Origin of the sequence: Wenzhouxiangella sediminis (assembly GCF_003410055.1) — a bacterium.
Lineage (GTDB): Bacteria > Pseudomonadota > Gammaproteobacteria > Xanthomonadales > Wenzhouxiangellaceae > Wenzhouxiangella > Wenzhouxiangella sediminis.
On the sequence record NZ_QUZK01000018.1, the window covers coordinates 21332 to 46537 of the forward strand.

25 protein-coding genes are annotated in these 25206 nt (G+C 65.0%); 11 read left to right on the top strand and 14 right to left on the bottom strand.

Annotated features, from left to right (window positions below; translation table 11 throughout):
• Window position 1 precedes the first annotated feature (1 nt).
• The 4 genes from DZC52_RS03925 to mtgA are packed head-to-tail and all read left to right on the top strand — an operon-like array spanning window position 2 to window position 2170.
• Window positions 2-787, top strand: a complete 786-nt coding sequence (locus DZC52_RS03925) for a succinate dehydrogenase iron-sulfur subunit (RefSeq protein ID WP_116649822.1) — start codon at window positions 2-4, stop codon at window positions 785-787.
• Window positions 788-811: 24 nt separating this feature from the next.
• Entirely contained in the window at window positions 812-1072 is a 261-nt protein-coding gene (locus DZC52_RS03930) for an FAD assembly factor SdhE (protein WP_116649823.1), read from the top strand.
• A gap of 7 nt (window positions 1073-1079) precedes the next feature.
• Window positions 1080-1472 (top strand): YgfX family protein, encoded by a 393-nt coding sequence (locus DZC52_RS03935; RefSeq protein ID WP_181918761.1) that lies wholly within the window; start codon window positions 1080-1082, stop codon window positions 1470-1472.
• Window positions 1469-2170, top strand: a complete 702-nt coding sequence (mtgA, locus tag DZC52_RS03940; RefSeq protein WP_116649825.1) for a monofunctional biosynthetic peptidoglycan transglycosylase — start codon at window positions 1469-1471, stop codon at window positions 2168-2170. Before DZC52_RS03935 ends, mtgA begins: the two co-directional genes overlap by 4 nt.
• Here mtgA and DZC52_RS03945 read toward each other — a convergent pair.
• From DZC52_RS03945 to DZC52_RS03960, 4 genes are all read right to left on the bottom strand, one after another.
• Window positions 2128-2859, bottom strand: a complete 732-nt coding sequence (locus DZC52_RS03945; RefSeq protein WP_116649826.1) for a 3'-5' exonuclease — start codon at window positions 2857-2859, stop codon at window positions 2128-2130. The two genes, mtgA and DZC52_RS03945, sit on opposite strands and share 43 nt — an antisense overlap.
• Window positions 2856-4682, bottom strand: a complete 1827-nt coding sequence (locus DZC52_RS03950) for a putative nucleotidyltransferase substrate binding domain-containing protein (RefSeq protein ID WP_116649827.1) — start codon at window positions 4680-4682, stop codon at window positions 2856-2858. Before DZC52_RS03950 ends, DZC52_RS03945 begins: the two co-directional genes overlap by 4 nt.
• Before the next feature lie 107 nt (window positions 4683-4789).
• Window positions 4790-6559: a sodium:solute symporter family protein gene (locus DZC52_RS03955; RefSeq protein ID WP_116649828.1), complete on the bottom strand. Its 1770-nt coding sequence runs from the start codon at window positions 6557-6559 to the stop codon at window positions 4790-4792.
• Window positions 6560-6568: 9 nt separating this feature from the next.
• Window positions 6569-6829 (bottom strand): DUF4212 domain-containing protein, encoded by a 261-nt coding sequence (locus tag DZC52_RS03960; RefSeq protein ID WP_116649829.1) that lies wholly within the window; start codon window positions 6827-6829, stop codon window positions 6569-6571.
• A 144-nt stretch (window positions 6830-6973) separates the two neighbouring features.
• On the opposite strand from DZC52_RS03960, the gene DZC52_RS03965 reads away from it, so the two are divergent.
• Window positions 6974-10390 (top strand): hybrid sensor histidine kinase/response regulator, encoded by a 3417-nt coding sequence (locus DZC52_RS03965; RefSeq protein WP_116649830.1) that lies wholly within the window; start codon window positions 6974-6976, stop codon window positions 10388-10390.
• 25 nt (window positions 10391-10415) lie between these two features.
• Here the strand turns inward: DZC52_RS03965 and DZC52_RS03970 are convergent, their stop codons facing one another.
• Both DZC52_RS03970 and acs read right to left on the bottom strand, forming a co-directional pair.
• Window positions 10416-11087, bottom strand: a complete 672-nt coding sequence (locus tag DZC52_RS03970) for a response regulator transcription factor (RefSeq protein ID WP_116649831.1) — start codon at window positions 11085-11087, stop codon at window positions 10416-10418.
• A 5-nt stretch (window positions 11088-11092) separates the two neighbouring features.
• Complete coding sequence (gene acs, locus DZC52_RS03975) at window positions 11093-13054, bottom strand: acetate--CoA ligase (RefSeq protein ID WP_116649832.1); 1962 nt, start codon at window positions 13052-13054, stop codon at window positions 11093-11095.
• Window positions 13055-13274: 220 nt separating this feature from the next.
• On the opposite strand from acs, the gene DZC52_RS03980 reads away from it, so the two are divergent.
• Window positions 13275-14672: a DcaP family trimeric outer membrane transporter gene (locus DZC52_RS03980; protein ID WP_220338262.1), complete on the top strand. Its 1398-nt coding sequence runs from the start codon at window positions 13275-13277 to the stop codon at window positions 14670-14672.
• A 28-nt stretch (window positions 14673-14700) separates the two neighbouring features.
• On the opposite strand, the gene DZC52_RS03985 is transcribed toward DZC52_RS03980, so the two are convergent.
• Both DZC52_RS03985 and DZC52_RS03990 read right to left on the bottom strand, forming a co-directional pair.
• Window positions 14701-15345, bottom strand: coding sequence for an HAD family hydrolase (locus DZC52_RS03985; RefSeq protein ID WP_116649833.1), 645 nt, complete (start codon window positions 15343-15345; stop codon window positions 14701-14703).
• 7 nt (window positions 15346-15352) lie between these two features.
• Window positions 15353-15787: a YccF domain-containing protein gene (locus DZC52_RS03990; RefSeq protein WP_116649834.1), complete on the bottom strand. Its 435-nt coding sequence runs from the start codon at window positions 15785-15787 to the stop codon at window positions 15353-15355.
• Between the two features lie 110 nt (window positions 15788-15897).
• On the opposite strand from DZC52_RS03990, the gene DZC52_RS03995 reads away from it, so the two are divergent.
• Window positions 15898-17346: a helicase HerA-like domain-containing protein gene (locus DZC52_RS03995; protein ID WP_116649835.1), complete on the top strand. Its 1449-nt coding sequence runs from the start codon at window positions 15898-15900 to the stop codon at window positions 17344-17346.
• On the opposite strand, the gene DZC52_RS04000 is transcribed toward DZC52_RS03995, so the two are convergent.
• Complete coding sequence (locus DZC52_RS04000) at window positions 17330-18628, bottom strand: serine hydrolase domain-containing protein (protein ID WP_181918762.1); 1299 nt, start codon at window positions 18626-18628, stop codon at window positions 17330-17332. The two genes, DZC52_RS03995 and DZC52_RS04000, sit on opposite strands and share 17 nt — an antisense overlap.
• A 169-nt stretch (window positions 18629-18797) precedes the next feature.
• Between DZC52_RS04000 and DZC52_RS04005 the strand changes: the two genes are divergently transcribed.
• On the top strand, window positions 18798-19355 hold the full coding sequence (locus DZC52_RS04005) for a MarR family winged helix-turn-helix transcriptional regulator (RefSeq protein ID WP_181918763.1): 558 nt from the start codon (window positions 18798-18800) through the stop codon (window positions 19353-19355).
• On the opposite strand, the gene DZC52_RS04010 is transcribed toward DZC52_RS04005, so the two are convergent.
• Window positions 19292-20017: an EAL domain-containing protein gene (locus tag DZC52_RS04010; RefSeq protein WP_116649838.1), complete on the bottom strand. Its 726-nt coding sequence runs from the start codon at window positions 20015-20017 to the stop codon at window positions 19292-19294. The genes DZC52_RS04005 and DZC52_RS04010 overlap by 64 nt on opposite strands.
• 217 nt (window positions 20018-20234) lie before the next feature.
• Between DZC52_RS04010 and DZC52_RS04015 the strand changes: the two genes are divergently transcribed.
• Window positions 20235-20909, top strand: coding sequence for a Crp/Fnr family transcriptional regulator (locus tag DZC52_RS04015; RefSeq protein WP_245960754.1), 675 nt, complete (start codon window positions 20235-20237; stop codon window positions 20907-20909).
• A 56-nt stretch (window positions 20910-20965) separates the two neighbouring features.
• Here the strand turns inward: DZC52_RS04015 and DZC52_RS04020 are convergent, their stop codons facing one another.
• Entirely contained in the window at window positions 20966-21130 is a 165-nt protein-coding gene (locus tag DZC52_RS04020) for a DUF1328 domain-containing protein (RefSeq protein ID WP_116649840.1), read from the bottom strand.
• Window positions 21131-21274: 144 nt separating this feature from the next.
• On the opposite strand from DZC52_RS04020, the gene DZC52_RS04025 reads away from it, so the two are divergent.
• On the top strand, window positions 21275-21478 hold the full coding sequence (locus DZC52_RS04025) for a CsbD family protein (protein WP_116649841.1): 204 nt from the start codon (window positions 21275-21277) through the stop codon (window positions 21476-21478).
• Window positions 21475-21687, top strand: a complete 213-nt coding sequence (locus DZC52_RS04030) for a hypothetical protein (protein WP_116649842.1) — start codon at window positions 21475-21477, stop codon at window positions 21685-21687. The genes DZC52_RS04025 and DZC52_RS04030 overlap by 4 nt, the downstream gene beginning before the upstream one ends.
• Before the next feature lie 67 nt (window positions 21688-21754).
• On the opposite strand, the gene DZC52_RS04035 is transcribed toward DZC52_RS04030, so the two are convergent.
• Genes DZC52_RS04035 through DZC52_RS04045 form a run of 3 tightly spaced genes read right to left on the bottom strand, consistent with a single transcriptional unit; the run spans window position 21755 to window position 25054 of the window.
• Window positions 21755-22357, bottom strand: coding sequence for a DUF4126 domain-containing protein (locus tag DZC52_RS04035; RefSeq protein WP_116649843.1), 603 nt, complete (start codon window positions 22355-22357; stop codon window positions 21755-21757).
• Between the two features lie 44 nt (window positions 22358-22401).
• Window positions 22402-24717, bottom strand: coding sequence for a copper-transporting P-type ATPase (locus DZC52_RS04040; protein ID WP_245960755.1), 2316 nt, complete (start codon window positions 24715-24717; stop codon window positions 22402-22404).
• Between the two features lie 58 nt (window positions 24718-24775).
• The gene (locus DZC52_RS04045; protein ID WP_116649844.1) at window positions 24776-25054 is read right to left on the bottom strand and encodes a metal-sensitive transcriptional regulator; all 279 of its coding nucleotides are present in this window, start codon (window positions 25052-25054) and stop codon (window positions 24776-24778) included.
• Window positions 25055-25206: the final 152 nt, after the last annotated feature.

The window sequence follows — 25206 nt, forward strand, 5'->3', positions numbered from 1 at the left end:
CATGGCTGAATTCAGACTCCCGAAGAACTCTCGCATTTCCAAGGGCAATCATCACCCCGCGCCCGAGGGTGCGAAGAACGTCAAGACCTTCCGCGTCTACCGCTGGGACCCGGACAGCGGCGAGAATCCGCGGGTCGATTCATACGATATCGACCTCGACGACTGCGGGCCGATGGTGCTCGACGCGGTCATCAAGATCAAGAACGAGATCGATCCGACGCTGACGTTCCGTCGTTCCTGCCGCGAAGGCATCTGCGGGTCCTGTGCATTCAACATCGACGGCACCAATACGCTCGCCTGCACCAAGGGTATCGACGAGATCTCCGGCGACGTCAAGATCTACCCGCTGCCGCACATGCCGGTGGTCAAGGACCTGGTGCCCGATCTCACTCACTTCTACGCCCAGTACGCGTCGATCCGGCCCTGGCTGCGCACGCAGAGTCCCGCGCCGCCGGACAAGGAGCGCCTGCAGTCGCCCGAGGACCGCAAGCACATCGACGGTCTCTACGAATGCATCCTGTGCGCCTGCTGCTCGACTGCCTGCCCGAGCTACTGGTGGAGCGGCGAGCGCTATCTTGGCCCCGCGATCCTGCTGCAGGCCTATCGCTGGCTGGTGGACTCGCGCGACGAAGCCACGGGTGAACGCCTCGACGATCTCGAGGACCCGTTCCGCCTGTATCGCTGCCACACCATCATGAACTGCACCAAGACCTGCCCGAAGGGTCTCAACCCGGCCAAGGCGATTGCCGAGATCAAGAAGATGATGCTAGCTAGGCGGGGGCTCTAGCGAGTCGCCTCGAGGTTCACCGGGATGACAGCGCAAGAGCCCCCTGCGAAACTGCGCTGGCGCTGCCGGCGGGGCATGCAGGAGCTCGACGTGATGCTCGGCGGCTGGCTGGAGGTGTGCTGGGCGGGAGCCGGCGACGATCTGCGCGAGGCCTTCGATCGTCTGCTGGAGATCGAGGACGACCGGCTCTGGGATTGGTTGTTGGGGCGCTCCGACCCCGAACGGGGCCTGGAAGAAATCGTCGAGGCCATTCGTGCCCGCCACTTCGGCCCGTCCCGGCGCTGACTGGCCAGTGGGACCGGCTCGCGGCGCGGCCCTGGTCGTGTCCGGGCTGAGCCTGCTCGCCTGCCTGGCCGCGTTCGCCAACGGATCGCCCTTTTTCATTCGCCTGTTCCTGGCATGCCTTGTCGCAGTCGTCGGCGGTTTCGCCGTCCTGCGCCTCCTGCGTCCGACGGTCAGTGGCCTGACGGTGACGGGGCGACGCGTACGCCTCGATCGACCGGGCCGCCAGCCACGGACCGGTGAGGTGGTCGGCCTGCCGTTCGTCTCACCGCTGTACGTCGGATTCCGCTGGCGTCCCGACACGACGCGCCTGCCGCGCGCCGTCGGCCTGTTCAGGGAACAAATGAGCGAGTCGGATTTTCGACGGCTCTGCGCCGAATTGCGCCAGGGTGACGAGCCATGAAACGATTCCTGCGAGGCCTTGGGCGGTGGCTGTTTCGACTGGGCGTCCTCGGCATTCTCTTGCTCGTCGGCCTGACCCTCCCGCTGCGCTGGATCGATCCGCCCACTTCGGCCTACATGATCCTCGACGAAAGGCGCAACGATCGAGCCGTCCGCCAGCAATGGGTCGCCTACGAACGCCTATCGGACCATCTCAAGCTGGCGGTCATCGCGTCGGAGGACCAGAAGTTCCCCCATCACTTCGGCTTCGATCTGGAGCAGATACGCCAGGCCGTCGACACGCGGCTGGACGGCGGACGCCTGCGCGGGGCCAGTACAATCAGCCAGCAGCTGGCCCGCAATCTCTACCTCTGGCCGGGTCAGGACTGGATACGGAAGGGTCTCGAAGCGGCGCTGACCGTGCCGCTGGAATTGTTCGTCCCCAAGCACCGGCTGCTCGAGATCTATCTCAACATCGCTGAATTCGATACCGGCGTGTTCGGTGCCGAGGCCGCGTCGATGCAGTATTTCGGCAAGTCCGCGCGAGCACTTTCCCGGAACGAGGCAGCGCTACTGGCCGCCGTGCTGCCGGCGCCGAAACGGTTCGAGGCGAACCGCCCGGACGACTTCCTGCGCCAGCGCCAGAACTGGATCCTGGAGCAAATGGACAACCTGGGTTACGGCTGGATTCCGCCCGGCCCGAAAGCCGCCGATCCCTGACTTCGGACCGAGTGGAATCCTGAGCGCGGCGGCTGAGCCACTTCGATCAAGCGGGCGTGACCCAGTCGGGCGAGCGCCAGCGCCAGTTCGGCACAGGACAGGGCATCGGCCAGCGCGTCGTGCTGGCTTCGAGCGACCAGCCCAAGGCGGCGGCAGGCCGCTTCCAGCGTCGACGCGTTCCCGTGGGCGTGTTCCGTCCCGGACATCCGCATGCGCCGACGGTGCCACGCGAGGGTGTCGATGACCGGCACGGGCCAGGCCGTTCGGAGGCTTGAGGCCAGCGCACGCTGCAGGAACGCCAGGTCCAGCGGCGCATGGTGAAAGACCGCGACGCGACCGTCCAGCGCCGCGATCAGCGCCCGCAGGGCGACATCCGGTGACTTCGCGTCGGCGAGATCGCAATCCCGCAGCCCGTGGATGGTCGCCGAGTCACCGACGGTGTCGCGTTCGCTTCGCGCCAGGCGATGATCCTGCGCGCCGCCGAGATCGATCGCGCCAGCGTTGATGGGTACCCATCCGATGCTGATGATTTCGTCCCTGACGGGATCCAGGCCGGTCATCTCCAGGTCGATGGCCAGCAGAGGGGCGGCCTCGACGGGCAGGGCCGCTGAGGGCCAGTTTCCGCCGAGGCGGCGCCGGGCACGTTGCCAGCGCCAGTAGCGCAGTGGATGGAGGAAAGCCGCGTTCACAGCATGTAGTGCTGGGCCAGGGCGCGCTGCGCGGAGGTGACGATGCTGAAGGCCGAGCGCAGGTAGCGACGGTGCAGGCTGGACAGTTCGTCCGGGTCGACCAGGTTGTCGGGCTTGTGGCCGTGTTCCATCTGCCGGGCCTGGTGGCGCAATCGTACGCCGCCGATGAAGCGCAGGGCGTGGATGAGGTCGTCGGCATCGCCGCTGCTGATGAGGCCGGCTTCGCCGGCAGCGCGAATTCGATCCTCGCTGTGCACGGCCCCGAGGGCGCCTTCCAGGGCGTGAACCCGGGCCAGGTCGACGATGGGGATGACGCCCCGCTTCTTGAGGTTGAGTCCCTTGCTTCTCTCGCCGCCGCGCTCCTGGACGAATTGCCGGAACAGGCCGAGCGGCGGTCGGTGGGTCATCGACTCTGCGGCCAGGAAACGACGAAAGATGTCGCTTTCCCGGGCTTGCTCGAGGACTTCGCGGTGGAGTGATTCGGCCATGCGCGAATCGCCTCGTACCGCGCGCATGTCGAAGAAGATGCTGCAGTGCATGACCGACTTGGGTTCCGGCTCGCGCATCCAGTCATCGAAGCGCTTGCGCCAGGCCCGACGCGACATCCGCCACTCGCCCTGGGCCATGACGCCGCCGGGACAAAAGACATAGCCGCAGGCGTCCAGCCCCGTGCAGACGAATTCGGCCATGGATCGAAAGTAGTCTTCGGCGCCATCGTCGGGCTCGTCGGCTAGCAGGAGGCCGTTGTCCTGGTCGCTGACCAGCCCTTGCTCGAGCCGAGCCTGGGAGCCGAAGGACAGCCAGGTCCAGGCCATCGGCGCTTCGCCCAGGTCCCGTTCGGCCAGTTCCAGCAGGCGACCGGTGCAGGCGTCGGTGATGCGCGATGCCATGCGACCGACTTCCGTGACGCCGGTGCCGGCCCGCGCCAGTCCGGCAAGCAGCGCCGGCCCCCGCCGGGCGAGGTGCGCGACGGCGTCGGCGTCTTCGGCACGCGCGATGTCGCGAACCAGGCGCAGGGGGTCGGGCGCCTGCAGTTGCATCAGGTCGCCGGAGCTGACCACGGCGACCAGGCGATCGCCGGCATCCAGGACCGGCAGGTGATGCACGCCCAGGCGCATCATCTCCACCACGGCCTCCGAGGCTGGCGCCGAGTCTCTTACGGGCGACGGATCGGGGGTCATGATCTGGCCGACGTCCGTGTCGGCCGGGAGGTTTCGTGCCAGCACACGGTTTCGCAGGTCGCGGTCGGTGACGATGCCGACCAGCCGATCGTCGGAAACCACGGGCAGGCAACTGATGCGGTGTTGGGCCATCAGCCGGGCGCAGTCTCCGATGGACCGCTCCGGTCCGGTGGTGACGGGCGGGCGCAGGCCGAGATGGGCCAGTGCATCGCCTCCCGTGGTCCCATCGCCGGTGGCCAGTCGCGCGGCGGGGCGCGCGGCCAGGAATCGGGACATCGCGTCATGCTCGGCGATGAGCCGCTCGACGTGTTCCCGACCGAGTTCCCATATCAGGCAATCCTCGACCGCCCTGACCGAATAACGCTCGACGGGCGGATCGAAAACGATCCGGTGCCCGAATAGCTCGCCTTCCCCGCGGTGCTCGAGTGAGTCACCGTTTGCATCAAGCAGTTCGACCGCCCCCTTGCGCACGATGAACAGTGCCGACTGGCCGGGCGGATCGAACGCGGCGATCCGGTCGCCGGCGCGAAAGTACCGGATGGTCAGCAATCCGGCGAGCCGGCCGACGAGATCCTGCGCCAGGGCGTCGAAGGGAACGACCTGCGACAGGAACTCTGAAATGTCTTTGGGTGCCGGGCTCATGTCGCCATTATCTCCATGCCCGAACGGAAAAAAAGAGGCCGGCAGCGCCTGCTGCCGGCCAAGCGGATCCTTCCGGAGGAAGAAGGATCATCGGGGAGAGCCGGGGATCAGTGGCCGTGCGCGGCGGCAGCACCGCGCGGCACCCGGATGTCCTCGACCAGGTCGCGGATATCGGCCGGCGGCGGAGCCGTCAGCTTGCTGACCACGGTTGCCACGATGACGTTGAGCAGCATGCCGACCACGCCGATGCCTTCCGGCGAGATGCCGAACAGCCAGTTCTCCGGCACGTTCTCGGCCAGGGGCGTGATGAAGATGCCCTTGAAGTAGAGAATGTAGCCGAAGGTGAACAGCAGGCCGGTCAGCATGCCGGCGATGGCGCCTTCGCGATTGATGCGCGTCGAGAAGATGCCCATGATGATGGCGGGGAACAGCGACGCGGCCGCCAGCCCGAAGGCGAATGCCACCACCTGGGCCACGAAGCCGGGTGGGTTGTAGCCGAGATAGCCGGCGATGACGATGGCCACTGCCGCGGCGATGCGTCCGGTGAGCAGCTCTCCGCGCTCGCTCATGTCGGGTTTGAAGATACCCTTCACGAGGTCGTGCGACACGGCCGAAGAGATGACCAGCAGCAACCCGGCCGCGGTGGACAGGGCGGCGGCGATCCCGCCGGCGGCGATCAGGGCGATGACCCAGTTGGGCAGGTTGGCGATTTCCGGGTTGGCCAGCACCATGATGTCGCGGTCGACGGTCAGTTCGTTGCCTTCCCAGCCGCGCGACTCGGCCACCGGCGAGAACTGCTCGTTGGCGTCGTTGTAGTACTGGATCCGGCCGTCGCCGTTCTTGTCCTCGAAACCCAGCAGGCCCGTCTCTTCCCAGGTGCGGAACCAGTTGGGCCGTTCCTCGTAGGCCAGCGGCTGCGTTTCCTCGCTGTTGCCGCCCGGCCAGATCGTCTCGATCAGGTTCAGGCGGGCCATGGCGCCGACGGCGGGGGCCGTCGTGTAGAGCAGGGCGATGAAGAAAAGCGCCCAGCCGGCGGATCGCCGGGCGTCGCTGACCTTGGGGACCGTGAAGAAGCGCACGATGACGTGCGGCAGCCCCGCCGTGCCGACCATCAGGGCCAGGGTGATACAGAACACGTCGATGGTTGCCTTCGAGCCGTCGGTGTAGGCGCCGAAACCGAGGTCCTGCACGACGCTGTCCAGTCGCTCCAGCAGCCAGACCGATTCCGAGCCGCTGACGGTCGAACCCAGGCCCAGTTGGGGCAGTGCATTGCCGGTCAGTTGGATCGAGATGAAGACCGCCGGCACGGTGTAGGCGAAGATCAGCACGCAGTACTGCGCCACCTGGGTGTAGGTGATGCCCTTCATGCCGCCGAGCACGGCATAGATGAAGACGATGCCCATGCCGACCAGCAGGCCGGTGAGGATGTCGACCTCCAGGAAGCGCGAGAAAACGATGCCCACGCCGCGCATCTGTCCGGCCACGTAGGTGAAGGAGATGAAGATCAGGCAGATCACGGCGACGATGCGCGCCGATTTCGAGTAGTAGCGATCGCCGATGAACTCCGGCACCGTGAACTTGCCGTACTTGCGCAGGTAGGGGGCCAGCAGCAGGGCGAGCAGCACGTAGCCGCCGGTCCAGCCCATCAGGTAGACCGAGCCGTCGTAGCCCAGGAAGGCGATCAGGCCGGCCATGGAGATGAACGAGGCGGCCGACATCCAGTCCGCGCCGGTGGCCATGCCGTTGGCCACCGGATGCACGCCCTTGCCGGCCACGTAGAAGTCGCCGGTCGAATGCGCCCGCGACCAGATCGCGATGCCGATGTAGAGCACGAAGGTGGCGCCGACGACGATGTAGGTGAGTGTTTGCAGGTCCATGTCGGCTCCTTATTCCTCGTGAAAGTCGTGCTCGCGGTCGAGCTTGTTCATGCGCCAGGCATAGAAGAAGATCAGACCGAGGAAGGTGTAGATCGAACCCTGCTGGGCGAACCAGAAGCCCAGCGGGTATCCGAACAGCTGGAAGCGGTCGAGCACGTCGACGAGCAGGATGCCGAAGCCGTAGGAGACGGTGAACCAGATGATCAGGCAGATCGCCATGAGCCGCAGGTTGGCTTTCCAGTAGCGATCGCGCGTGGCTTGATCGGACATGACGGAGATTCCCTCGTGATTGCGGTGATTCTCCGGGGAATGTAGCAACGCCTTATCCGAAGCGCCTTTCGACTTTAGTCGATGGGCCCGCGATACCGGAGGCGCGGATTGCTATGATGAATCCGGTTTCCGAGACCTGCGCGAATGTTCTCAGCGTCCCTGATCGCTCTCCTGTCCCTGGCCTATGTGGGGCTGCTGTTCGCCATCGCCTGGTGGGGCGATCGCGGCGCGGCGATTCCGCTCGGGCCGAAGACCCGCGCCGCCGTCTATTCGCTTTCCCTGGCGGTCTACTGCACTTCCTGGACCTTCTTCGGCGCCGTGGGCAGCGCCGTGGAGAATGGCTGGCTGTTCGCGACCATCTATCTCGGCCCGATCCTGGTGCTGGTCTTTGGACACGACCTGATGCAGCGAATCCTCCGACAGAGCCGCCAGCAGCGCCTGACCTCGATCGCCGATTTCATCGCGCATCGCTACGGACGCTCCCGCCCGCTGGCCATCGCAGTGACCCTGGCGGCCGTGATCGGGTCGATCCCCTACATCGCGCTGCAGCTCAAGGCCGTCACCATGGGCCTGGTCGCGATCAGCGACGGTCGCGACGCGCTCTCCGAACAAACCCTTGCGCTGGTGCTGGCCCTGGGCCTGGGCGTCTTCGCCGTGCTCTTCGGCGCGCGCCGGCTCGAAGCCAGCGAGCACCACCGCGGCATGGTCGTGGCGGTAGCCTTCGAGTCCATGGTCAAGCTCGTCGCTTTTGCCGCGGTCGGCCTGTGGGCGCTGTTCGCGGTGCTCGACGGGCCGGGCGGCATGCTCGAGCGAGTCAGCGGCGATGTCGAATACCGGGCCCTGTTCCTGCCGGGTGCCTTGCCCGAGGGCTTCTGGGTGCAGACCCTGCTGGCGGCCGCGGCCATCATCTGCCTGCCGCGGCAGTTCCAGGTCAATTTCGTCGAAAACGAAAACGAGGCCGACCTGCGCACCGCGCGCTGGCTGTTTCCCGTCTACCTGCTGGCGTTCACGTTGCTGGTGGTTCCGATCGCGCTGGCCGGCATGGAGCGCCTCGGCCAGGGATCGTTCAACGCCGACACTTTCGTGCTGACCCTACCGATGAGCGCGGATCAGGGCTGGCTGACCATGCTCAGTTTCCTGGGCGGGTTCTCGGCGGCCACCGGCATGGTCATCGTGGCCACCGTGGCCTTGGCCACCATGGTCAGCAACGACCTGCTGGTGCCGTTGTTGTTGCGTCTGAAATCGCGCCGGGGCAACGACTTCAGCCAAGTCGTTCTCAACGCCCGCCGCATCACCATCATCGCCCTGGCCGTCATGGCCTGGCTGTATTACCTGGTGCTGCAGACCACCGACCGGCTTGCCGCGATCGGGCTAACGTCCTTCGCGGCGGTGATCCAGTTCGCGCCCGCGCTGGTCATCGGCGTCTACTGGCGCGGTGCGAGCCGGGAAGGTGCCATGGCGGGCCTGCTGTTCGGGCTGGGCGTCTGGCTGTCGATGATCTTCATGCCCTCGATATTCACCGACTGGCCGGGCTGGCTCGAGCCCGGACTCTACCGCGCCACCCTGATCGGCCTGGCGGGCAACGTGTCCGCGCTTTTGCTGGTGTCACTGTGGGTGCGGCGGCGCCGCCCGGTCCTTCCCAGGCTGCTGGGCAGCCGCACGGCCCGTCCGGTCACCATCGGCGAGTTGCGCGAACTCGCCGCCGGCTTCATCGGCCGCGAGCGGGTCGATACCGCCTTCGCCAGCGCGCTGGGCGGTGAGCGAACGGCGGCCGATGAGGACATGCCCGCCGACCACGACCTCATCGGGTTCACCGAGCGCCTGCTTTCCGGCTGCATCGGGTCGGCCTCGGCGCGTACCGTCCTGGCCGCGGGACTGCGGCGCAGCGGCATGCGGCCCGACGATGCGCTGGCCCTGCTGGAGCAGACCTCCAGCGCGATCCAGTTCAACCGCGACCTGCTCGACGCCACGCTCGACCACATCAGCCAGGGCGTGAGCGTGGTGGACGCCGACCTGCGCCTGGTCAGCTGGAACCGGGCCTATGCCGAACTGCTCGAGTATCCGCCCGGCATGGTCTACATCGGGCGCCCCGTGGAGGAGTTGATCCGCTACAACCTGGAGCGCTGGCTCGAAGGCAGCCCCGAGCAAATCGAGGAGGCCGTCGATCGGCGTATGCATCACATGCGGCGGCGAACGCCTTACGTGTTCGAACGCCATCACGGCGACGGCCGCGTCATCGAGATCCGCGGCAATCCCATGCCGCAGGGCGGCTACGTGACCACCTATACCGACATCACCAGCTTCAAGCGAACCGAGCGCGAGCTCAAGCGCGCCTACGCCACGATGGAGCAGCAGGTGGCCGAACGCACGCGCGAACTCAACCGCGCCATGCAGGCCCTCGATACCGCGAGACAGGAGGCCGAGGCGGCCAACGAGAGCAAGACGCGATTCCTGGCCGCGGCGAGCCACGACCTGCTACAGCCGCTCAATGCCGCGCGCCTCTTTTCTTCCTCGCTCAGGCAGTCCGCCGATCGCCTGCCCGAGGAGGAGGCCAACCTCAGCCGCCGTGTCGATCACAGCCTGAGCGTGGCCGAAGACCTGCTGTCGGCATTGCTCGACATCAGCCGCCTCGACCAGGGCGCCCTGCAGCCGCGCTGGTCGGAGTTTCCCGTTCAGGTCCTGTTCGACAAGCTCGAGCGCCAGTTCGGGGCGCTGGCGGCGCGCCGGGGGCTCAAGCTGCGGCTCCGCCCGAGCGGCGCCTGGGTCCGCAGCGATCAGAAACTGCTCCAGCGGGTCCTGGCCAACCTCGTCGGCAACGCCCTGCGCTACACGAGGGAAGGTGGTGTGCTCCTGGGCTGCCGGCGGCGCGGGGAGAACGTGCTGATCGAAGTATGGGATTCGGGCCCGGGCATCGCCGAGAACGATCGCGAACGGGTCTTCCGGGAGTTCGAGCGCCTGGCGGCGGAGGAAGACGCCGACGTGTCGGAACAGGGCCTGGGTCTTGGGCTCGCGATCTGCCAGCGAATCAGCCTGATGCTCGAAGCGCCGCTCGACCTTCGCTCGAGGGTGGGGTGCGGCAGCGTGTTCTCGGTCAGCGTTCCCGCCGCGCAGGTCGGCTCATGGGAACGGAACGGGCAAGCGGCACGCCCGGAGAGTCAGGTGGGACAGTTCAGCGATCGCCGGGTGTTGTGCCTGGACGACGACCCGGATGTTCTGGACGGCATGCGCGCCATGCTCGAGCGCTGGGGTTGCGCCGTTTCGACCGCGCGCGACCGCGAAGCCGCAGCCCGGCAGATGCTCGAGCATTCGCCCGATTTGCTGATCGTCGACTACCACCTGGAAGGCCAGGACAATGGCCTCGATGCCGCGCTGTCGATACGCAGCGACTCGGGCCGGTCCCTTCCGGTCCTGGTGGTCACCGCCGATCGCGGCAGCGCGCTGCAGGAACGGATCGCAGCACTCGGATTCAGGCGCCTGCTCAAACCGGTCAAGCCGGCAGCCCTGCGCGCGGTCATGCGGCGCTTGCTGGACGAGGCGGGGACCGGGCAACCCGACGGCTGAGGCAGTCAGGCGAAGCAGTCAATCCCTACGGGCTGTCCTGCTCGAACGCCTTCGGAGAGACCTGCAGTCGATTGAGCAGCGTGACCGCCTGGGTGCGGTTGGAGACGTCGAGCTTTCGCATGATGGCGGTCATGTGGGCCTTGACCGTGGCTTCGGTGATGTCGAGTTCCCAGGCGATCTGCTTGTTGAGCAGGCCTTCGCCGAGCATCATGAGAATCCGGTACTGCTGGGGCGTGAGCGCGCCGATCTTCTGCACCAACTCGAGCTCGCCGGGGTCGCGCTCGCGCGGTTCGAGCCCGGCCGGCACCCAGGTGTCGCCGTCGAGCACGCGGTCGATCGCCTGATCGATGGTTTCCGAATCAGCCGACTTCGAAAGAAACCCGGCCGCCCCGTCGGCGATCGCGCGCTGGATGATCCGGGTGTCGTCGTGCGCCGAGATCAGCAGGACGGGTATTTCGGGATAGCGGCCCCGCATCCAGGCCAGGGCCGACAGGCCGTGCCGGCCGGGCAGGTGCAGGTCGAGCAGCACCAGGTCGATCGCCGAATCGGCCTCCAGGAGTTCCTGAAGCTGCTCGAACGAAGCCATCTCCGACACCCGGCATTGCGGGTGCATTCGCCTGAGCGTGCCGGCCAGGGCCTCGCGAAACAGCGGGTGGTCGTCCACGACCACCATGTGCTCGGCCGCCTGCAGGTTCATGCGCGTCAGACCTGTCGGCGGTTCTCGATCAGGTTTTCGACGACTTCGGGATCGGCCAGCGTGGAAGTGTCGCCGAGCTGGTCGTGTTCGTTGGCGGCGATCTTGCGCAGGATGCGGCGCATGATCTTGCCCGAACGCGTCTTGGGAAGGCCCGGCGCCCATTGCAGGTGATCAATCGTGGCGATCGGGCCGATCTCCTCGCGCACCCACTGGATCAGTTCCTCGGCCAGCTTCTCGTCGCCTTCCCGGCCTGCCATCAGCGTCACGTAGGCGTAGACGCCCTGACCCTTGATGTCGTGGGGGAAACCGACCACGGCAGCCTCGGCTACCGCGGAGTGCGCCACCAGGGCGGATTCGACTTCGGCCGTACCCAGGCGGTGACCCGAGACGTTGATGACGTCGTCGACCCGGCCGGTGATCCAGTAGTAGCCGTCCTCGTCGCGCCGGGCGCCGTCCCCAGTGAAGTAACGGCCCTTGTAGGCGGCGAAATAGGTCTCGCCGAATCGCTTGTGGTCGCCGTAGACGGTGCGCATCTGGCCGGGCCAGCTGTCGGTGAGCACCAGATTGCCCGAGGTCGCGCCTTCGAGCTCCTTGCCGTCGGCGTCGAGCAGGGCGGCCTTGATGCCGGGCAGGGGTTTCGTCGCCGAGCCGGGCTTGAGATCGGTGGCGCCGGGCAGGGGAGAAATCAGGATGCCGCCGGTCTCGGTCTGCCACCAGGTGTCGGCGATCGGGCAGCGGCCGTCGCCGACCACGTTGTAGTACCACTCCCAGGCTTCGGGGTTGATCGGCTCGCCGACCGTGCCGAGGATGCGAAGGGACTCGCGGCTGGTTTTCCGCACCGGTTCATCGCCGCCGCGCATCAGGGCGCGAATTGCCGTCGGGGCGGTGTAGAAAATGTTGACCTGGTGCTTGTCGACGACCTGCCAGAAGCGGCTGTTGTCGGGGTAGTTGGGTACGCCCTCGAACATCAGCGTGGTGGCGCCGTTGGCCAGCGGCCCGTAGACGATGTAGCTGTGGCCGGTCACCCAGCCTACGTCCGCCGTGCACCAGTAGATCTCGCCCTCCTGGTAGTCGAAAACGATCTCATGGGTCCAGCTCGCCCAGGCGAGGTAGCCGCCGGAGGTGTGCAGCACGCCCTTGGGCTTGCCCGTGGATCCGGAGGTGTAGAGGATGAACAGCGGATCCTCGGCGTTCATTTCCTCGGGCTCGCAGTCGGCGTCCACGTGCTCGAGCGCTTCGTGAAGCCAGTGGTCGCGGTCGGCATCCCAGTCGATGTCGTTTCCGGTATTGCGAACCACCAGCACCGAGTCGACGCGATCGGCCGCATCCTCGTTCGACAGCGCGCGATCGACGTTCTTCTTCAACGGCGTGGCCTTTCCGCCGCGCATGCCCTCGTCGGCGGTGATTACGCACTTTGAGTCGCAGTCGATGATGCGCCCGGCCAGCGCGTCGGGCGAGAAGCCGCCGAAGACCACCGAGTGGATCGCACCGATGCGCGCGCAGGCCAGCATGGCCACGGCGGCTTCGGGAATCATCGGCATGTAGAGCGTGACCCGATCGCCCTTGCCGACGCCGAGGCGCTTGAGCACGTTGGCGAAGCGGCAGACCCGATCGTGCAGCTGTCGGTAGGTGATCTTCTCGTCGCGCTCGGGGTCGTCGCCTTCCCAGAGAATGGCGACCTGGTCGCCGCGAGCGTCCAGGTGCCGGTCGACGCAGTTGGCGCAGACGTTGAGCGTGCCATCGTCGAACCAGCGGATGTGCAGGTCGTCGAGATCGAAGTTGACGTCCTTGATGCGCGAGTAGGGCTTGATCCATTCGACCCGCTGCCCGATCCGGTTCCAGAACGCATCCTCGTTCTCCAGCGCCTCCCGGGTCAGCTCCTCGAAGCGCTCACGGTCGACGCGGGCGGATTTCGCGATCTTGTCGGGGACAGGGTGGACCTGCGCTTGCGGATGATGTTCTGCCATGATTTCGCTTCCTCTTCGCGACTGCTTGGTTGGGGGCCCGGGAAGGCCTCGTGACGCCGTCGTTCAGTGTCGCCAAAGCCCGAAAGCTTGTAAAGGAGGGGTCGCGCATACGACGTACGACTTTGGTCTAACACGACTAAAGGCTAATTGCCGCGCAGGTGCGATGCCGGAACCATGAGGGCCGTCCATCGAACTCACCAACGGAAAGAGGGATTTTCCAATGACGGGACGGCAAATCGTCGAGATCAGGGATCGGAACGGATCCCCGAGCTGGCGCCGCGGACTGCTGGCGCTCTCCATTTCACTGGCCTGCGCCGGCCCGGTACTGGCCGACGACGCCGACCGTGTTGCCGAGCTCGAGCAGCGCGTGGCCGATCTCGAAGCCATGGTCCAGCAGCTTCTCGACGAGCGTCGCGCCGCGGCGCCCGCCGGTGAGGAAGTCCGGCGGGTGGCGGAAGAGTCGCGCGCGACCCGCGCCATGGTCGAGGAGATGCGTGATCGCGCCGAACCGGTCCTGGCCGCCGCCGAGGAAAAGGCTGCCGGACCCGAGTTCTACTGGGGCGGCTATGTCAAGGCCGACGCCATCGTCTCCGACTTCTCCGACGGCGAAGTCGCTGCCGGCAGCATCGGGCGGGACTTCTTCGTGCCGAGCACGATCCCGGTCGGAGGCGAAGGCGAGGGCGCGGTCACGGACTTCCATGCGCGCCAGAGCCGGGTCAATTTCGGCGTACGCCACCAGGTCGACGAGAACAACAGGCTGGGTGCCTTCGTCGAGTTCGATTTTCTCGCGACCGCCGGCGGCAACGAGCGCGTCAGCAACTCCTATTCACCGCGCATGCGCCACGCCTTCATCACCTGGAACAACTGGCTCGTCGGCCAGACCTGGAACACCTTCATGGATGTGGGTACGCTGCCCGAGAGCGTCGACTTCATCGGCCCCGCCGGCAGCACGACCTTCGGCCGCCAGACCCAGATCCGTTACACGAGCGGAAACTTCGCCGTTGCGCTGGAGAACCCGGAAACGACCATCACGCCCTTCGGCGGTACAGGCAGGATCGTAACCGACGATCACCTGATGCCGGAACTGGCCGCCCGTTATACCTGGAAGGGCGACTGGGGCCACGTCCAGCTCGGCGGCATGCTGCGCCAGCTTGCCTACGAGGACGACGCGCTGGGCATCGACGACGACGAGATGAGCTGGGGCGTCAGCGTTTCGGGCAAATTCCCGATCGGCCGCGACGACATCCGCTGGATGGTGCATCACGGCGACGGTCTGGGACGTCATGTCGGATTGAACTTCGTCAACGCAGCGGTACTCACCGACACCGGCAGTCTCGAGCCGATCGGCACGACCGGCGGGTTCGTGGCCTACCGGCACTGGTGGAGCGAACGCCTGCGCTCGACCGCCGTTTTCGGTTACCTGGACGTCGACAATCCGGTCCAGTACACGGGAACGGGGGTGAGCAGCGGCAACTGGAGCGGCCAGGTGAACCTGTTCTACAGCCCGGTGGACACGCTGAGCTTCGGCGTCGAGTACCTGACCGCCGAGCGCGAGATCGAATCGGGCGAAAGCGGCCGGCTCGACAGACTGCAGTTCACGGGCAAGTACAGCTTCTGAATTCCTACCGGCCCGATCTCGGGCCGGATCAGGAATCGTGCGCGAGGACGGTCGGCAGTTCCATCGGCGCGTTCAGGAGGTCGGCCGCTCCGGCTTCGATCAGTTCCGCGCGCGACCCATAGCCCCACGTCACCCCGTGGGGCTGGATGTTGTTGTTCCGGGCGCCGATCATGTCGTGCTTGCGGTCCCCGATCATCCGCGTGGTTTCGGTCGCCAGTCCGAGCTGCTCCGCAACGTACGCGAGGAGTTCGGACTTGTCGGTCCGGGTCCCGTCGAGTTCGCTGCCGAAGACGTCTTCCAGATACTTGTCCAGGCCGAAGTGGACGACGATGCGTCGCGCATAGATCGTGGGCTTCGAGGTCGCCACGAACAATCGCGCGCGCCCTGAACGAAGCGTCTCGAGCGCTTCGGCGATGCCGGGGTAGGGCGCGTTCTCGTAGAGACCGACTTCGCCGAAGCGTTCCCGATACAACGCCACGGCCCGGCTCGCAAGCTCGTCGTTTCCGTCGAGCATCTCCGAGAAACTTTCATGCAGGGGTGGACCGATGCAGTGCAAAAGCCGGTGCTGTTCGGGCACGGGCCGTTCGAGTCGCTCCAGGGCGTACTGGATACAGCGGGTAATGCCTTCGCGCGGGTCCGTGAGGGTGCCGTCGAGATCGAGCAGGATATCCAAGCCGTTGTCAGTCCCTTCTTGCCGCTCGCGTGGCGTCGGCCACTTCCGACAGAACCACGGACTTGCCGATCGGGAAAAGAGCGATCCCGGCCAGCTTGACGTGCTGGATACCGAAGGGGATGCCGAGGATGGTGATGAACAGCGCCAGTGCCCAGAACAGGTGGCCAATGGCCAGCCAGAGACCGGCGACCACGAACCAGATGACGTTGCCGATCATGCCCAGGCAGCCGGTACCCAGGTCGTCCCGGCCGGTCATCATTCGCCGATTGACGGCCTCGCGGCCGAAGGGCCAGAACATGAACTTGCCGATGACGAAGCAGGCTCGTCCCCAGGGGATGCCGATGATGCTGATGAAGCAAAGCAGCCCGTAGAACCACCAGGCGAGCCCCATGAAGAAGCCGCCGAGGACGAACCAGATCAGGTTGCCGATCAATCGAAGCATGTGCGTTTCCGTCGAGAGTCGATGAGCGTAAATTCTATCGCGTCGTGCTTGGTACCGTGCACAGGCTGGCAATCGGCTAATATCAAGGCCTGTTGATCGGAGTCCTCCCAGTGACTGAGCAAATCCTCCTCGGAAAGGGCGATCGGGTGGTTCAGCTCGAAGGTCGCTACGCCAACCGTCACGGCATGGTGGCCGGCGCGACGGGGACGGGCAAGACCGTCACGCTTCTGGTCATGGCGGAAGGCTTTTCGCGCATGGGAGTGCCGGTGTTCATGGCCGACGCCAAGGGCGATGTCGCCGGCCTGGCTGCCGCCGGTACGCCGCACGCAAAGATCGACGAGAGAATCGCGACCATCGGCATCGAAGACTATCGACAGGAACCCAGCCCAGTCGTCTTTTGGGATCTGTGGGGGCGGCAAGGACATCCTGTAAGGACGACGGTCTCGGAGATCGGTCCGACGCTTCTGGCGCGAATGCTCGAGCTCAACGACATTCAGGAAGGCGTGCTGAACGTGGTCTTCCGCGTTGCCGACGAGAGTGGCTTGCTACTGCTGGACCTGAAAGACCTGCGCGCGCTGCTCAATCACGTCGCGGAGAATCGCCGGACAGTCAGCCAGGAGTTCGGGCTGGTCAGTTCCGCCAGTCTCGGCGCCATCCAGCGAAGGCTGCTCGCGCTCGAAGACGAGGGAGGAGAACATTTCTTCGGTGAGCCCGCGCTGGAGCTCAACGACCTGATGCGCACCGACCTCTCCGGGCGGGGCATCGTCAACATCCTGTCGGCCGAGAAACTGATTCTCAAACCCGGCCTGTATTCGACGTTCCTTCTCTGGCTGTTGTCGGAGTTGTTCGAGCAGTTGCCGGAAATCGGCGACCGGGACAAGCCGCGCCTCGCGTTCTTCTTCGACGAGGCCCACCTGCTATTCGATGACTGTCCGCCTGCGTTGCGCCAGCGCGTCGAGCAGGTCGTGCGCTTGATTCGTTCCAAGGGGGTCGGAGTCTATTTCTGCTCCCAGAATCCCGATGACGTCCCCGAAGAAATTCTGGGTCAACTGGGCAATCGCGTGCAGCATGCTTTGCGAGCATACACCCCGCGCGACCAGAAGGCCGTTCGGGCCGCAGCCGAGACCTTCGTGCCAAATCCGGAACTCGACGTCCAGGAAGTCATCAAGACCCTGGGCGTGGGCGAGGCGCTGGTCTCGACCCTGGGTGAAAAGGGCGTTCCGCAGCCGGTCGAGCGAGCCCTGATTGCGCCGCCGCGTTGCCGCATGGGCGTCCTGAGCCCTGAAGAGCGGGCGGCCGTTCGTTCGCGCAGCCCGGTCAGCGAAAAATACGACCGGGCCGTGGATCGCGAATCGGCCTACGAGATCCTGAAGGAACAGGCACAGCAGGCCGCGCTGCAAGCCGAGCGCGAGCCGGCTGCTTCAAGGCCGGCCAGGAGGAGCAATCGCCAGAGTGCGGGTGAAGCATTCCTCAAATCCACCGTGCGCACCATCGGGACGCGACTGGGCCGCGAAATATTCCGCGGCCTCATGGGCGTGATGTTCAAGGGGCGTCGCTGAGGCGCTCGGTGTCCAGTTCGAAGCCGCCCATGATCGACAGACGCATTTGCGGGGCCGCACTTTCACTCGGCTCGACGAAGCTTATGCTGTCGCTGCTGTCGGCCTTGATGTAGAACACGTTATGCGCTTCCGGGTGGATGGGTTGCGGGTCCACCGGTCCTTCCTCGGTGACCTCGTAGATCACCAGGCCTTCTTCTTCCAGCCGAACATCGAGTATTTGACCGTTGGCGATGACGCGATATCGTCCGACGTAGCGCTCCAGTGTTTCGCGCGGTACTTCGACTCGCTGCCGCTTGATCCGTCGGGGCAGGGGCACTTCTTCGCCTTTCAGGATGGCGCCGGTCTCGTCGATAACACGCTGGATCGGAGTCGTGGCGAGGTTGCTCAGCACAATCAGGGTTCTGTCCCTGGCGATGTCGTGATGGACCCAGCTGCGGTATCCCTTCTTGCCCCCGGCATGCGCGATGCTCTCGTTGCGCGCGAGGTTCTCCGTGACGGCGGGGTGCCTGAGAAAGGCCAGGAGGTCCGTGGACGTACTGTAGATGTTGCCGGTTTCGAATTGCGCAACATCCAGATCACGGACCGGGTGCAGCTGATCTTCCTGTTCGTAAAGGCCGATTGCGATTGGCAACTTTTCGGGGCGCCGGTGGAACTCGAAGCTTTGCGGCATGCCCACTCGCTGGAAGATCCTTCGCTCGATCAGATCGGCCGGGTGCAGTGCGGTCGCTTCCTGCAGGATCAGGTCGATCATCATGTACCCGAAGTTCGAGTAGCGCGTCCGGGTGCCCGGCTCGAATTCCAGGGGATGGGAAGCGATCAGTTCCAGGTAGTCCTCGATCGGATAGTGACGTGGCTCGAACTGGAAGCTCTCGCCGCGGGACAGGCCTGACTGGTGATCGAGGAGGTGCCGAATGGTGATTTCCTCGCCGCGCGGAAAGTAAGGAAAGTACCTCGAGACGGGGTCGTCGAGTTGCAGTTCGCCGCGCTCGGCGGCATCGCGAATCAGCCATTCGGAGAAAAGCTTGCGTATCGAGGCGATGTGAAACGATGAACCCAGCTCGATGGCGCCGGCATCCGGCAGATCGCGCATGGTGTATGCCCGATGCAGCAGCACCTGGTTGCCCTGGGCCCACAGCACCACACCGTTGAAGCGATCGATCCCTGTCAGGGCATCGAAGTACTCCCCCAGCCGTTCGGCAATGGCCGATGGGCTCGGCTCCGGCGAGTCGGACGCCTCGGTCACTGCGAGCAGTTTCGACGGCTGGGCGAGGGTGATCGTCATCAGCGCAATAAGGAGGAGCGCTTTTGCGTGGATTCGAGGGCGCATCTTGATTGGGTTTCATTGTAAGCGAACGCTGATATTAGGGCATTAATATCTTTACATCAAGATAGATATCCCGGATAGAATGAGCGCGAGCCACAAACGACTGCGGTCGAAACCGGACCAGGACATGAATCGAATCGAGAAAATCGCCGCGGACTGGAAGCGGGAAAGGCCCGATCTTGATGCGACCGACGCCGCCACGATCGGTCGGTTCCTGATGGTCGCGCGGCAGTTGGAGCGCGTGGGGCGCGCGGAGCTGGCGCCCTTCGATCTGGGGCTGACCGATCACGACGTGCTTTCGGCGCTGCGGCGCAGCGGCTCACCCTATGCGCTCAAGCCGGGCGATCTGCTCGATGAGCTTGTCCTGACTTCCGGCGCCTTGAGCAGCTGTCTGGATCGATTAGAAGGGCGGGGCCTGGTCGAGCGAAGGCGACACGAGAAAGACGGTCGGGCCAGGGTGGTCTCGCTGACGCCACGCGGGACGGACCTGATCGACGCCGTTGTCGAGGCGCGATATGCCGCCGCCCGCGAAGTTCTCCGGGATATTTCCGCCCCCCGGAAAAGGCAACTCGACGAGCTGGTGGCGCAAGTCGAGATCGGCGCCGAACGAGCGGAGCGAAATCAGTCCAGGGCCGACCAGTCGACTTCGGGCAGGGCTTCGAAGGCCGGACGGGCGAAAAGGTAGCCCTGGAACAGCGACACGCCCATCGATTTCAGCGCCTCGTATTCTTCCGGTGTCTCCACGCCTTCGGCAATGGCCCGGATGCCGAGGCTCTCGCAGGCTGAAAGGGTGGCGCGAACCACCGCCTGCCGGCTGGACTTCCGGTCGATGTCGCGCACCAGCCCCATGTCGAGCTTGACCAGGTCGGTCCTGAAATCGGCCAGCAGGCTGAGGCCGGCATAGCCCGCACCGAAATCGTCGATCGCGGTCAGGAAGCCCTGCGCCTGGTAGTAGCGGATGATCTGGTCGAGGTGCTCGGGATCCTCGACGCGCTCGCCCTCGGTGATCTCGAAGATGATCCGGTCGGTAGGGAAGCCGTGCGTCTCGGCGGCCTCGAGCGTCGTCTGGATGCAGCGCTCCGGCTCGTAGACGGCATTGGGCATGAAGTTGATGCTCAACGGCGATTGCATTCCCAGCCGAGAGGCCCATTCGATGGCCTTGATGCGACAAGCCTGATCAAAGCCGTATCGGTTTCGGTTGTTGACCTTCTCGAAAACCTGTCCGGCGGGTTCGCCCGAACGGCCGCGAACCAGGGCCTCGTGCGCGAAGATGTCGCGGGCTTGGGCATTGACGATCGGCTGGAATGCCATGGAGATATCGAAGCCGGGTCGGTTCCGTTCGCGCATATCCGGCAATCGGAACGCTGACTATTGCTTTCTGCCATGCAAGCGATAGGGGTCGTTGACTGTTGCTGAAGTATGCCACAGACCCGGAAACCCCGAGTCGCCGTTTGGAGCAACGAGTGCGCTCGATCGTGCGAAGCGTTTGTGCAATCTAGGGGAATCGCCTAGGATTCCTGCATGTCAATGCGGGGACGGAGCCTTGTCCAGGGAAAGCTGTATCGTGGCGCAATTCAGGCGTCATGCCGACCTGTCCGACCAGGAAGTTGAATTACTGACGGCGCTCGAGAAGGACGTCCGTGACTTCCCCGCAGGGAGCGTGCTCAGCGAGGCGGGAATGGAGGCAGGCAGCTTCTTCAGCCTGCACAGCGGCTGGGCCTGCGCGACCCGCCTGCTTTCCGACGGCCAGCGGCAAGTGCTCGACATCTTCCTCGCCGGCCAGGTCATGGGCCTGCGGGACATCGGTTTCTCGCATACCCAGACCGAGCTGACTGCGTTGACCGAGGTCAGAGCCTGTCCGTTTCCGGCCAAGTACCTCGACGAGATCTTCGAGCGCTCTCCCAGGCTGGCGCGCATCTTCTTTCTCAAGCTGGTGCGCGAGAACGCGCTGTTGACCGAGCGCATCATCAACATCGGGCGACGACCGGCCGCACAGCGACTGGCGCACTTCCTGCTGGAGATGAAGGTGCGCCTCCATGCTGCAGACCCCGAGTTCGAATTGCCTCTAAATCAGAACGTGATCGCCGACGCGTTGGGCATCAGTACCGTTCACGTCAGTCGAACGCTCAGCCAACTCAAGGAGGAGGGGCTCGTCAGGGTGGGGCAGAACCGGGTCACCATTGATGACCTGGACGGCCTGGTGGCACTCTCCGGCTTTGATCCTGCCTATCTGGAATGAAACGGGGCCTGGAAGCGGGACCGGCAAGCCGCCGGCCCGCTCGGCAAGTCATGCCGTCACACTCTCGGCCTTCGGCCACTGATGAAGAAGATCAGGGCCACGATCAAACCGATGACGAAGAGGATCCAGGCGATGTTGGTCGCCGCCCCCGCGATGCCGCTGAGGCCCAGGGCGCCGGCGATGATCGCGACGATCAGGAATATCAAAGCCCAAGAAAGCATGTTGAACGTCCTTTTTCTTCGTGAAGGGGAGCGCTCATGCTAGGCGCAGCTGGGTTGCGTGTCCTTAACCTGTGTTATGGACTGGGCGGCCGCAAGCCATTACAGTGATCGTTTCGCAAGTGACTGATTGTTAAATTTTTATTTATGGAGAAACACCAGGCCAAGGGAAAACTCAACCGTCTGACTGCAAGCATCAAGCAGGAGTGGGGGAAGCTGACCGACGACGAGGTCAGCCAAGCGGAGGGCAACTACGACGAGCTGGTTGCCCGCATTCAGGAGAAGTACGGCGAAAGCCGCGAAGCGATCGCCGCCAAACTCAACAAGATGAAGGAGCGAGTGAACTCATGAGAAAGCTGATCAACAACAAACTGTTCAACGTACTCTTTGCGCTGATGCTGGCCCTGTCCGTCGGCATGCTGGCCGGCTGTGAACAGCAGGGTCCGGCCGAGGAAGCCGGCGAGGAAGTCGACGAAGCCGTCGAGGAAGCCGGCGACGAAATGGAAGAAGCCGCCGAAGAAGTCGAGGACGAAGTCGACGACGCCACCGGCGGCGGTTGATTGCCGACTCTCCATGTCCGACTCGAGAAATCCCGGCCACTGTGCCGGGATTTTTTTTGCGTCTACGTCAGTCCTGTCCTGCTCGTTCGGATCTGCGGAGACGCCCCGAACGCGTGGTGATCCACACCAGCAACATCACGAGCCCGGCAATCACCAGGATGCCGAAGAAGACAGGAACGAGCAAAGCCAGGGCCACGGCAAGCACGCTGCCGCCCGTCTCTCCCGTCGAGAACAGGGGGTTGGCCAGTCCGCCGGTCGAAGCGGTCGACAGGCCGCGTGCCAGGACCGTCGATCCCTGGACGATGCCCGCCGTACCGCCTCCGAGCAGCGCGGCCGCACCCCACTGGGCCAACGGATTCATCTCGGGCAGTAGCGACGAGACGATCACCGTCCCGCCGGCCAGAGCGGCCGGCGTGGCCACGAGGTCGAGCAGGTTGTCCACGATCGGAATGTAGTACGCGGTCGCCTCCATCACGGCGGCGATACCGACGACCACCAGGAAGGGCTCGGACATCATCCAGGCGAACTGCTCGCCCAGCGGCAACAGGCCGAATCTTCCCGCCAGGCCCAGTGCCAGAATCGGAATGAACACCCGCAAGCCGGCCGCAGCGCTCAGGCAGATGCCGGCCATGACGGCGGAGAGCATGCCGATATCCGATGCGGTTTCCATTGCGGAATTCTACCGCCAACTCCGGCCGGCCGGCAGGTAGCTGCCTACAAGCTCAAGCGATTGAGTCTCAGTGCATTCCCGATGACAGACACCGAACTGAAGCTCATGGCCGCAGCGGCGATCATCGGGCTCAACAGGATTCCGAAGAAGGGGTAGAGCACACCGGCGGCCACGGGCACGCCCAGGCTGTTGTAGACGAAGGCGAAGAACAAATTCTGCCTGATGTTGGCCAGGGTCGCCCGCGAGAGGCGGCGGGCGCGCACGATGCCGTCGAGGTTGCCCTTGACCAGCGTGACGCCGGCCGACTCCATGGCGACGTCGGTTCCGGTGCCCATGGCGATACCGACCTGCGCCTGGGCCAGGGCCGGGGCGTCGTTGATGCCGTCGCCGGCCATGGCCACGGTGCGACCCCGCTGCTGCAGCTCCTTGACCTTGTCGGCCTTGTCCCTGGGTGCGACGTCGGCGAAGACCTGGTCGATGCCCAGTTCGCGGGCCACGGCGGCGGCGGTAGTCTCGCTGTCGCCGGTCATCATGACGATCTCGAGCCCTTCCTCGTGCAGGGCGCGGATGGCTTCGGGCGTGCTGTCCTTGATCGGATCGGCGACGCCGATCAGGCCCGCGGCCCGACCGTCGAAGGCGGCGAACATGGCCGTGCGGCCCTTTGCGCGCATCGCCTCGGCGGCGTCGAGCAGCGCGCCGACGTCGACCTCGAGCGTCTCCATGAGCTTGCGGTTCCCCAATGCGACGCGCCGCTCGCCGACCTTGCCGTGCACGCCCTGGCCGGTGATCGAATCGAAATCAGAGACCTCGCTCAGTTCGATGTCGCGATCCTTCGCGCCTTCGACGATCGCCTCGGCCAGCGGGTGCTCGCTGGCGCGCTCCAGCGAGGCGATCGCGCCGAGCAGGTCGTTCTCGTCGGTGTCTTCGGCGGGCTCGATCGCCACCAACCGGGGTCGGCCCTCGGTAAGCGTGCCGGTCTTGTCGACGATCAGTGTATCGACTTCGCGAAAGACCTCGATGGCTTCGGCGTCGCGGAACAGGACGCCCATGCCCGCGCCGCGGCCGGTGGCCACCATGATGGACATGGGCGTGGCCAGCCCCAGCGCACAGGGGCAGGCGATGATCAGCACGGCGACGGCATTGATCACGGCATGGGCCAGCCGGGGCTCGGGCCCCAGGGTCAGCCAGGCGAGGAAGGCGAGAAGCGCTGAAATCACCACTGCGGGCACGAAGTACTTCGCGACCCGGTCGGCCAGGTTCTGGATCGGCGCCCTCGAACGCTGTGCTTCGGCGACCATCTTGACGATCTGCGAAAGCACGGTGTCGTTGCCGACCTGCGTGGCCTCGATCACCAGGCTGCCCGAGTCGTTGACCGTCGCGCCGATCACCCGGTCACCCGGCGACTTTTCGACCTTCACGGGCTCGCCGGTGATCATCGACTCATCGACGTTGGAGCGGCCCTCGACGACTTCGCCGTCGACGGGCAGCTTTTCCCCGGGGCGCACGCGCAGGCGATCGCCGATTTCGACATCCTCCAGCGGCACGTCCTCCTCGTTGCCGTCGGCGTCGATGCGCCGCGCGGTGCTCGGGGCCAGGCCGAGCAGGGCGCGGATGGCCTGGCTGGTGCGCGAGCGCGCCTTGAGTTCCAGCACCTGGCCGAGCAGCACCAGCGTGACGATCACGGCGGCCGCCTCGAAATACACGCCCACGGTGCCGTGCTCGTCCACCATGGCGGGGGGGAAGATCCCCGGCGCGAGCGTGGCGACCACGCTGTAGACATAGGAGACGGACACGCCCAGGGCGATCAGGGTGAACATGTTCAGGTTCATCGTGCGCACCGACAGCCAGCCGCGCACGAAAAAAGGCCAGCCGGCCCAGAGAACAACCGGCGTGGCCACGACCAACTCCAGCCAGATACCGAGCCGGTGGGGAATCCAGTCGCTCATGCCGGGAATGAGCATCTTGCCCATCGCCAGGAAAAGCACGATGGCCGACAGCGGCACGCTGACCCAGAATCGCCGGCTCATGTCGATCAGTTCGGGGTTGTCTTCCTCCTCGACCGTCACGGTCCGGGGTTCCAGCGCCATCCCGCAGATCGGGCAGTCGCCGGGCTCGTCGCGAACGATCTCCGGATGCATGGGGCAGGTGTATTCCGTCTTCGTCGACGGGCCCGATTGCGCCTTTTCCAGCGCCATACCGCATTTGGGGCAGGTGCCGGGCTCGTCCGATTCCACGCCCGGGCACATCGGACAGTAGTAGGCCTTGTCGCCGGACGGCTCGTTTCCCTTGCCGTGGTCGTGGTGGGAATGGCAGCAGTGGTGTGCCTGCTCGGCGTCGTGACGGTGCTCGTTGTCGCTCATGGCAATCCTCGAAAGTGGATTCGACGAGTCGGTCGGAGGTTCAAAGGGGCAGGGCGCCTCAGCGCCCGTAGCGCGTCAGCACATCGATCAGTTCGTCGATGCGCTCGTTGGGGCGCTCCGTGTTGCCCTTCGCAAGCTCGTCCTGAATGCAGTGCTGAACGTGGGTTCGGAGAACGCCGTCCTCCACGGCTCGCAGGGCGGAGCGGGCCGCTCTGAGCTGGGTGAGTATGTCCACGCAATAGCGCCCCTCGTTGATCATCTTCACGACGCCGTCGATCTGCCCGCGCGCCCGGTTAAGGCGCCGGAGCTGATCGCGGTGTGACGGGTGTTGAGTCATTCGAAAATTATACCCCTAGGGGGTATCGTGATCAACCAGAAATTGCCTTTAGAGCCAGGCAATCATTTATATTCAATAATTTACAATATATTCATGATGTGTTTTATAGGTCGTTCCACCGAGCAGTCGGGGGTATCCACGCTCCTCGATCG

Excerpts from the sequence above, each read along its gene's own strand:
- DZC52_RS03925 (WP_116649822.1), top strand. The coding sequence starts at position 2 with ATGGCTGAATTCAGACTCCCGAAGAACTCTCGCATTTCCAAGGGCAAT.
- DZC52_RS03930 (WP_116649823.1), top strand. The coding sequence starts at position 812 with ATGACAGCGCAAGAGCCCCCTGCGAAACTGCGCTGGCGCTGCCGGCGG.
- mtgA (WP_116649825.1), top strand. The coding sequence starts at position 1,469 with ATGAAACGATTCCTGCGAGGCCTTGGGCGGTGGCTGTTTCGACTGGGC.
- DZC52_RS03950 (WP_116649827.1), bottom strand. The coding sequence starts at position 4,682 with ATGAGCCCGGCACCCAAAGACATTTCAGAGTTCCTGTCGCAGGTCGTT.
- DZC52_RS03955 (WP_116649828.1), bottom strand. The coding sequence starts at position 6,559 with ATGGACCTGCAAACACTCACCTACATCGTCGTCGGCGCCACCTTCGTG.
- DZC52_RS03960 (WP_116649829.1), bottom strand. The coding sequence starts at position 6,829 with ATGTCCGATCAAGCCACGCGCGATCGCTACTGGAAAGCCAACCTGCGG.
- DZC52_RS03965 (WP_116649830.1), top strand. The coding sequence starts at position 6,974 with ATGTTCTCAGCGTCCCTGATCGCTCTCCTGTCCCTGGCCTATGTGGGG.
- DZC52_RS03970 (WP_116649831.1), bottom strand. The coding sequence starts at position 11,087 with ATGAACCTGCAGGCGGCCGAGCACATGGTGGTCGTGGACGACCACCCG.
- acs (WP_116649832.1), bottom strand. The coding sequence starts at position 13,054 with ATGGCAGAACATCATCCGCAAGCGCAGGTCCACCCTGTCCCCGACAAG.
- DZC52_RS03980 (WP_220338262.1), top strand. The coding sequence starts at position 13,275 with ATGACGGGACGGCAAATCGTCGAGATCAGGGATCGGAACGGATCCCCG.
- DZC52_RS03990 (WP_116649834.1), bottom strand. The coding sequence starts at position 15,787 with ATGCTTCGATTGATCGGCAACCTGATCTGGTTCGTCCTCGGCGGCTTC.
- DZC52_RS04000 (WP_181918762.1), bottom strand. The coding sequence starts at position 18,628 with ATGACGATCACCCTCGCCCAGCCGTCGAAACTGCTCGCAGTGACCGAG.
- DZC52_RS04005 (WP_181918763.1), top strand. The coding sequence starts at position 18,798 with ATGAATCGAATCGAGAAAATCGCCGCGGACTGGAAGCGGGAAAGGCCC.
- DZC52_RS04010 (WP_116649838.1), bottom strand. The coding sequence starts at position 20,017 with ATGCGCGAACGGAACCGACCCGGCTTCGATATCTCCATGGCATTCCAG.
- DZC52_RS04020 (WP_116649840.1), bottom strand. The coding sequence starts at position 21,130 with ATGCTTTCTTGGGCTTTGATATTCCTGATCGTCGCGATCATCGCCGGC.
- DZC52_RS04025 (WP_116649841.1), top strand. The coding sequence starts at position 21,275 with ATGGAGAAACACCAGGCCAAGGGAAAACTCAACCGTCTGACTGCAAGC.
- DZC52_RS04030 (WP_116649842.1), top strand. The coding sequence starts at position 21,475 with ATGAGAAAGCTGATCAACAACAAACTGTTCAACGTACTCTTTGCGCTG.
- DZC52_RS04035 (WP_116649843.1), bottom strand. The coding sequence starts at position 22,357 with ATGGAAACCGCATCGGATATCGGCATGCTCTCCGCCGTCATGGCCGGC.
- DZC52_RS04040 (WP_245960755.1), bottom strand. The coding sequence starts at position 24,717 with ATGAGCGACAACGAGCACCGTCACGACGCCGAGCAGGCACACCACTGC.
- DZC52_RS04045 (WP_116649844.1), bottom strand. The coding sequence starts at position 25,054 with ATGACTCAACACCCGTCACACCGCGATCAGCTCCGGCGCCTTAACCGG.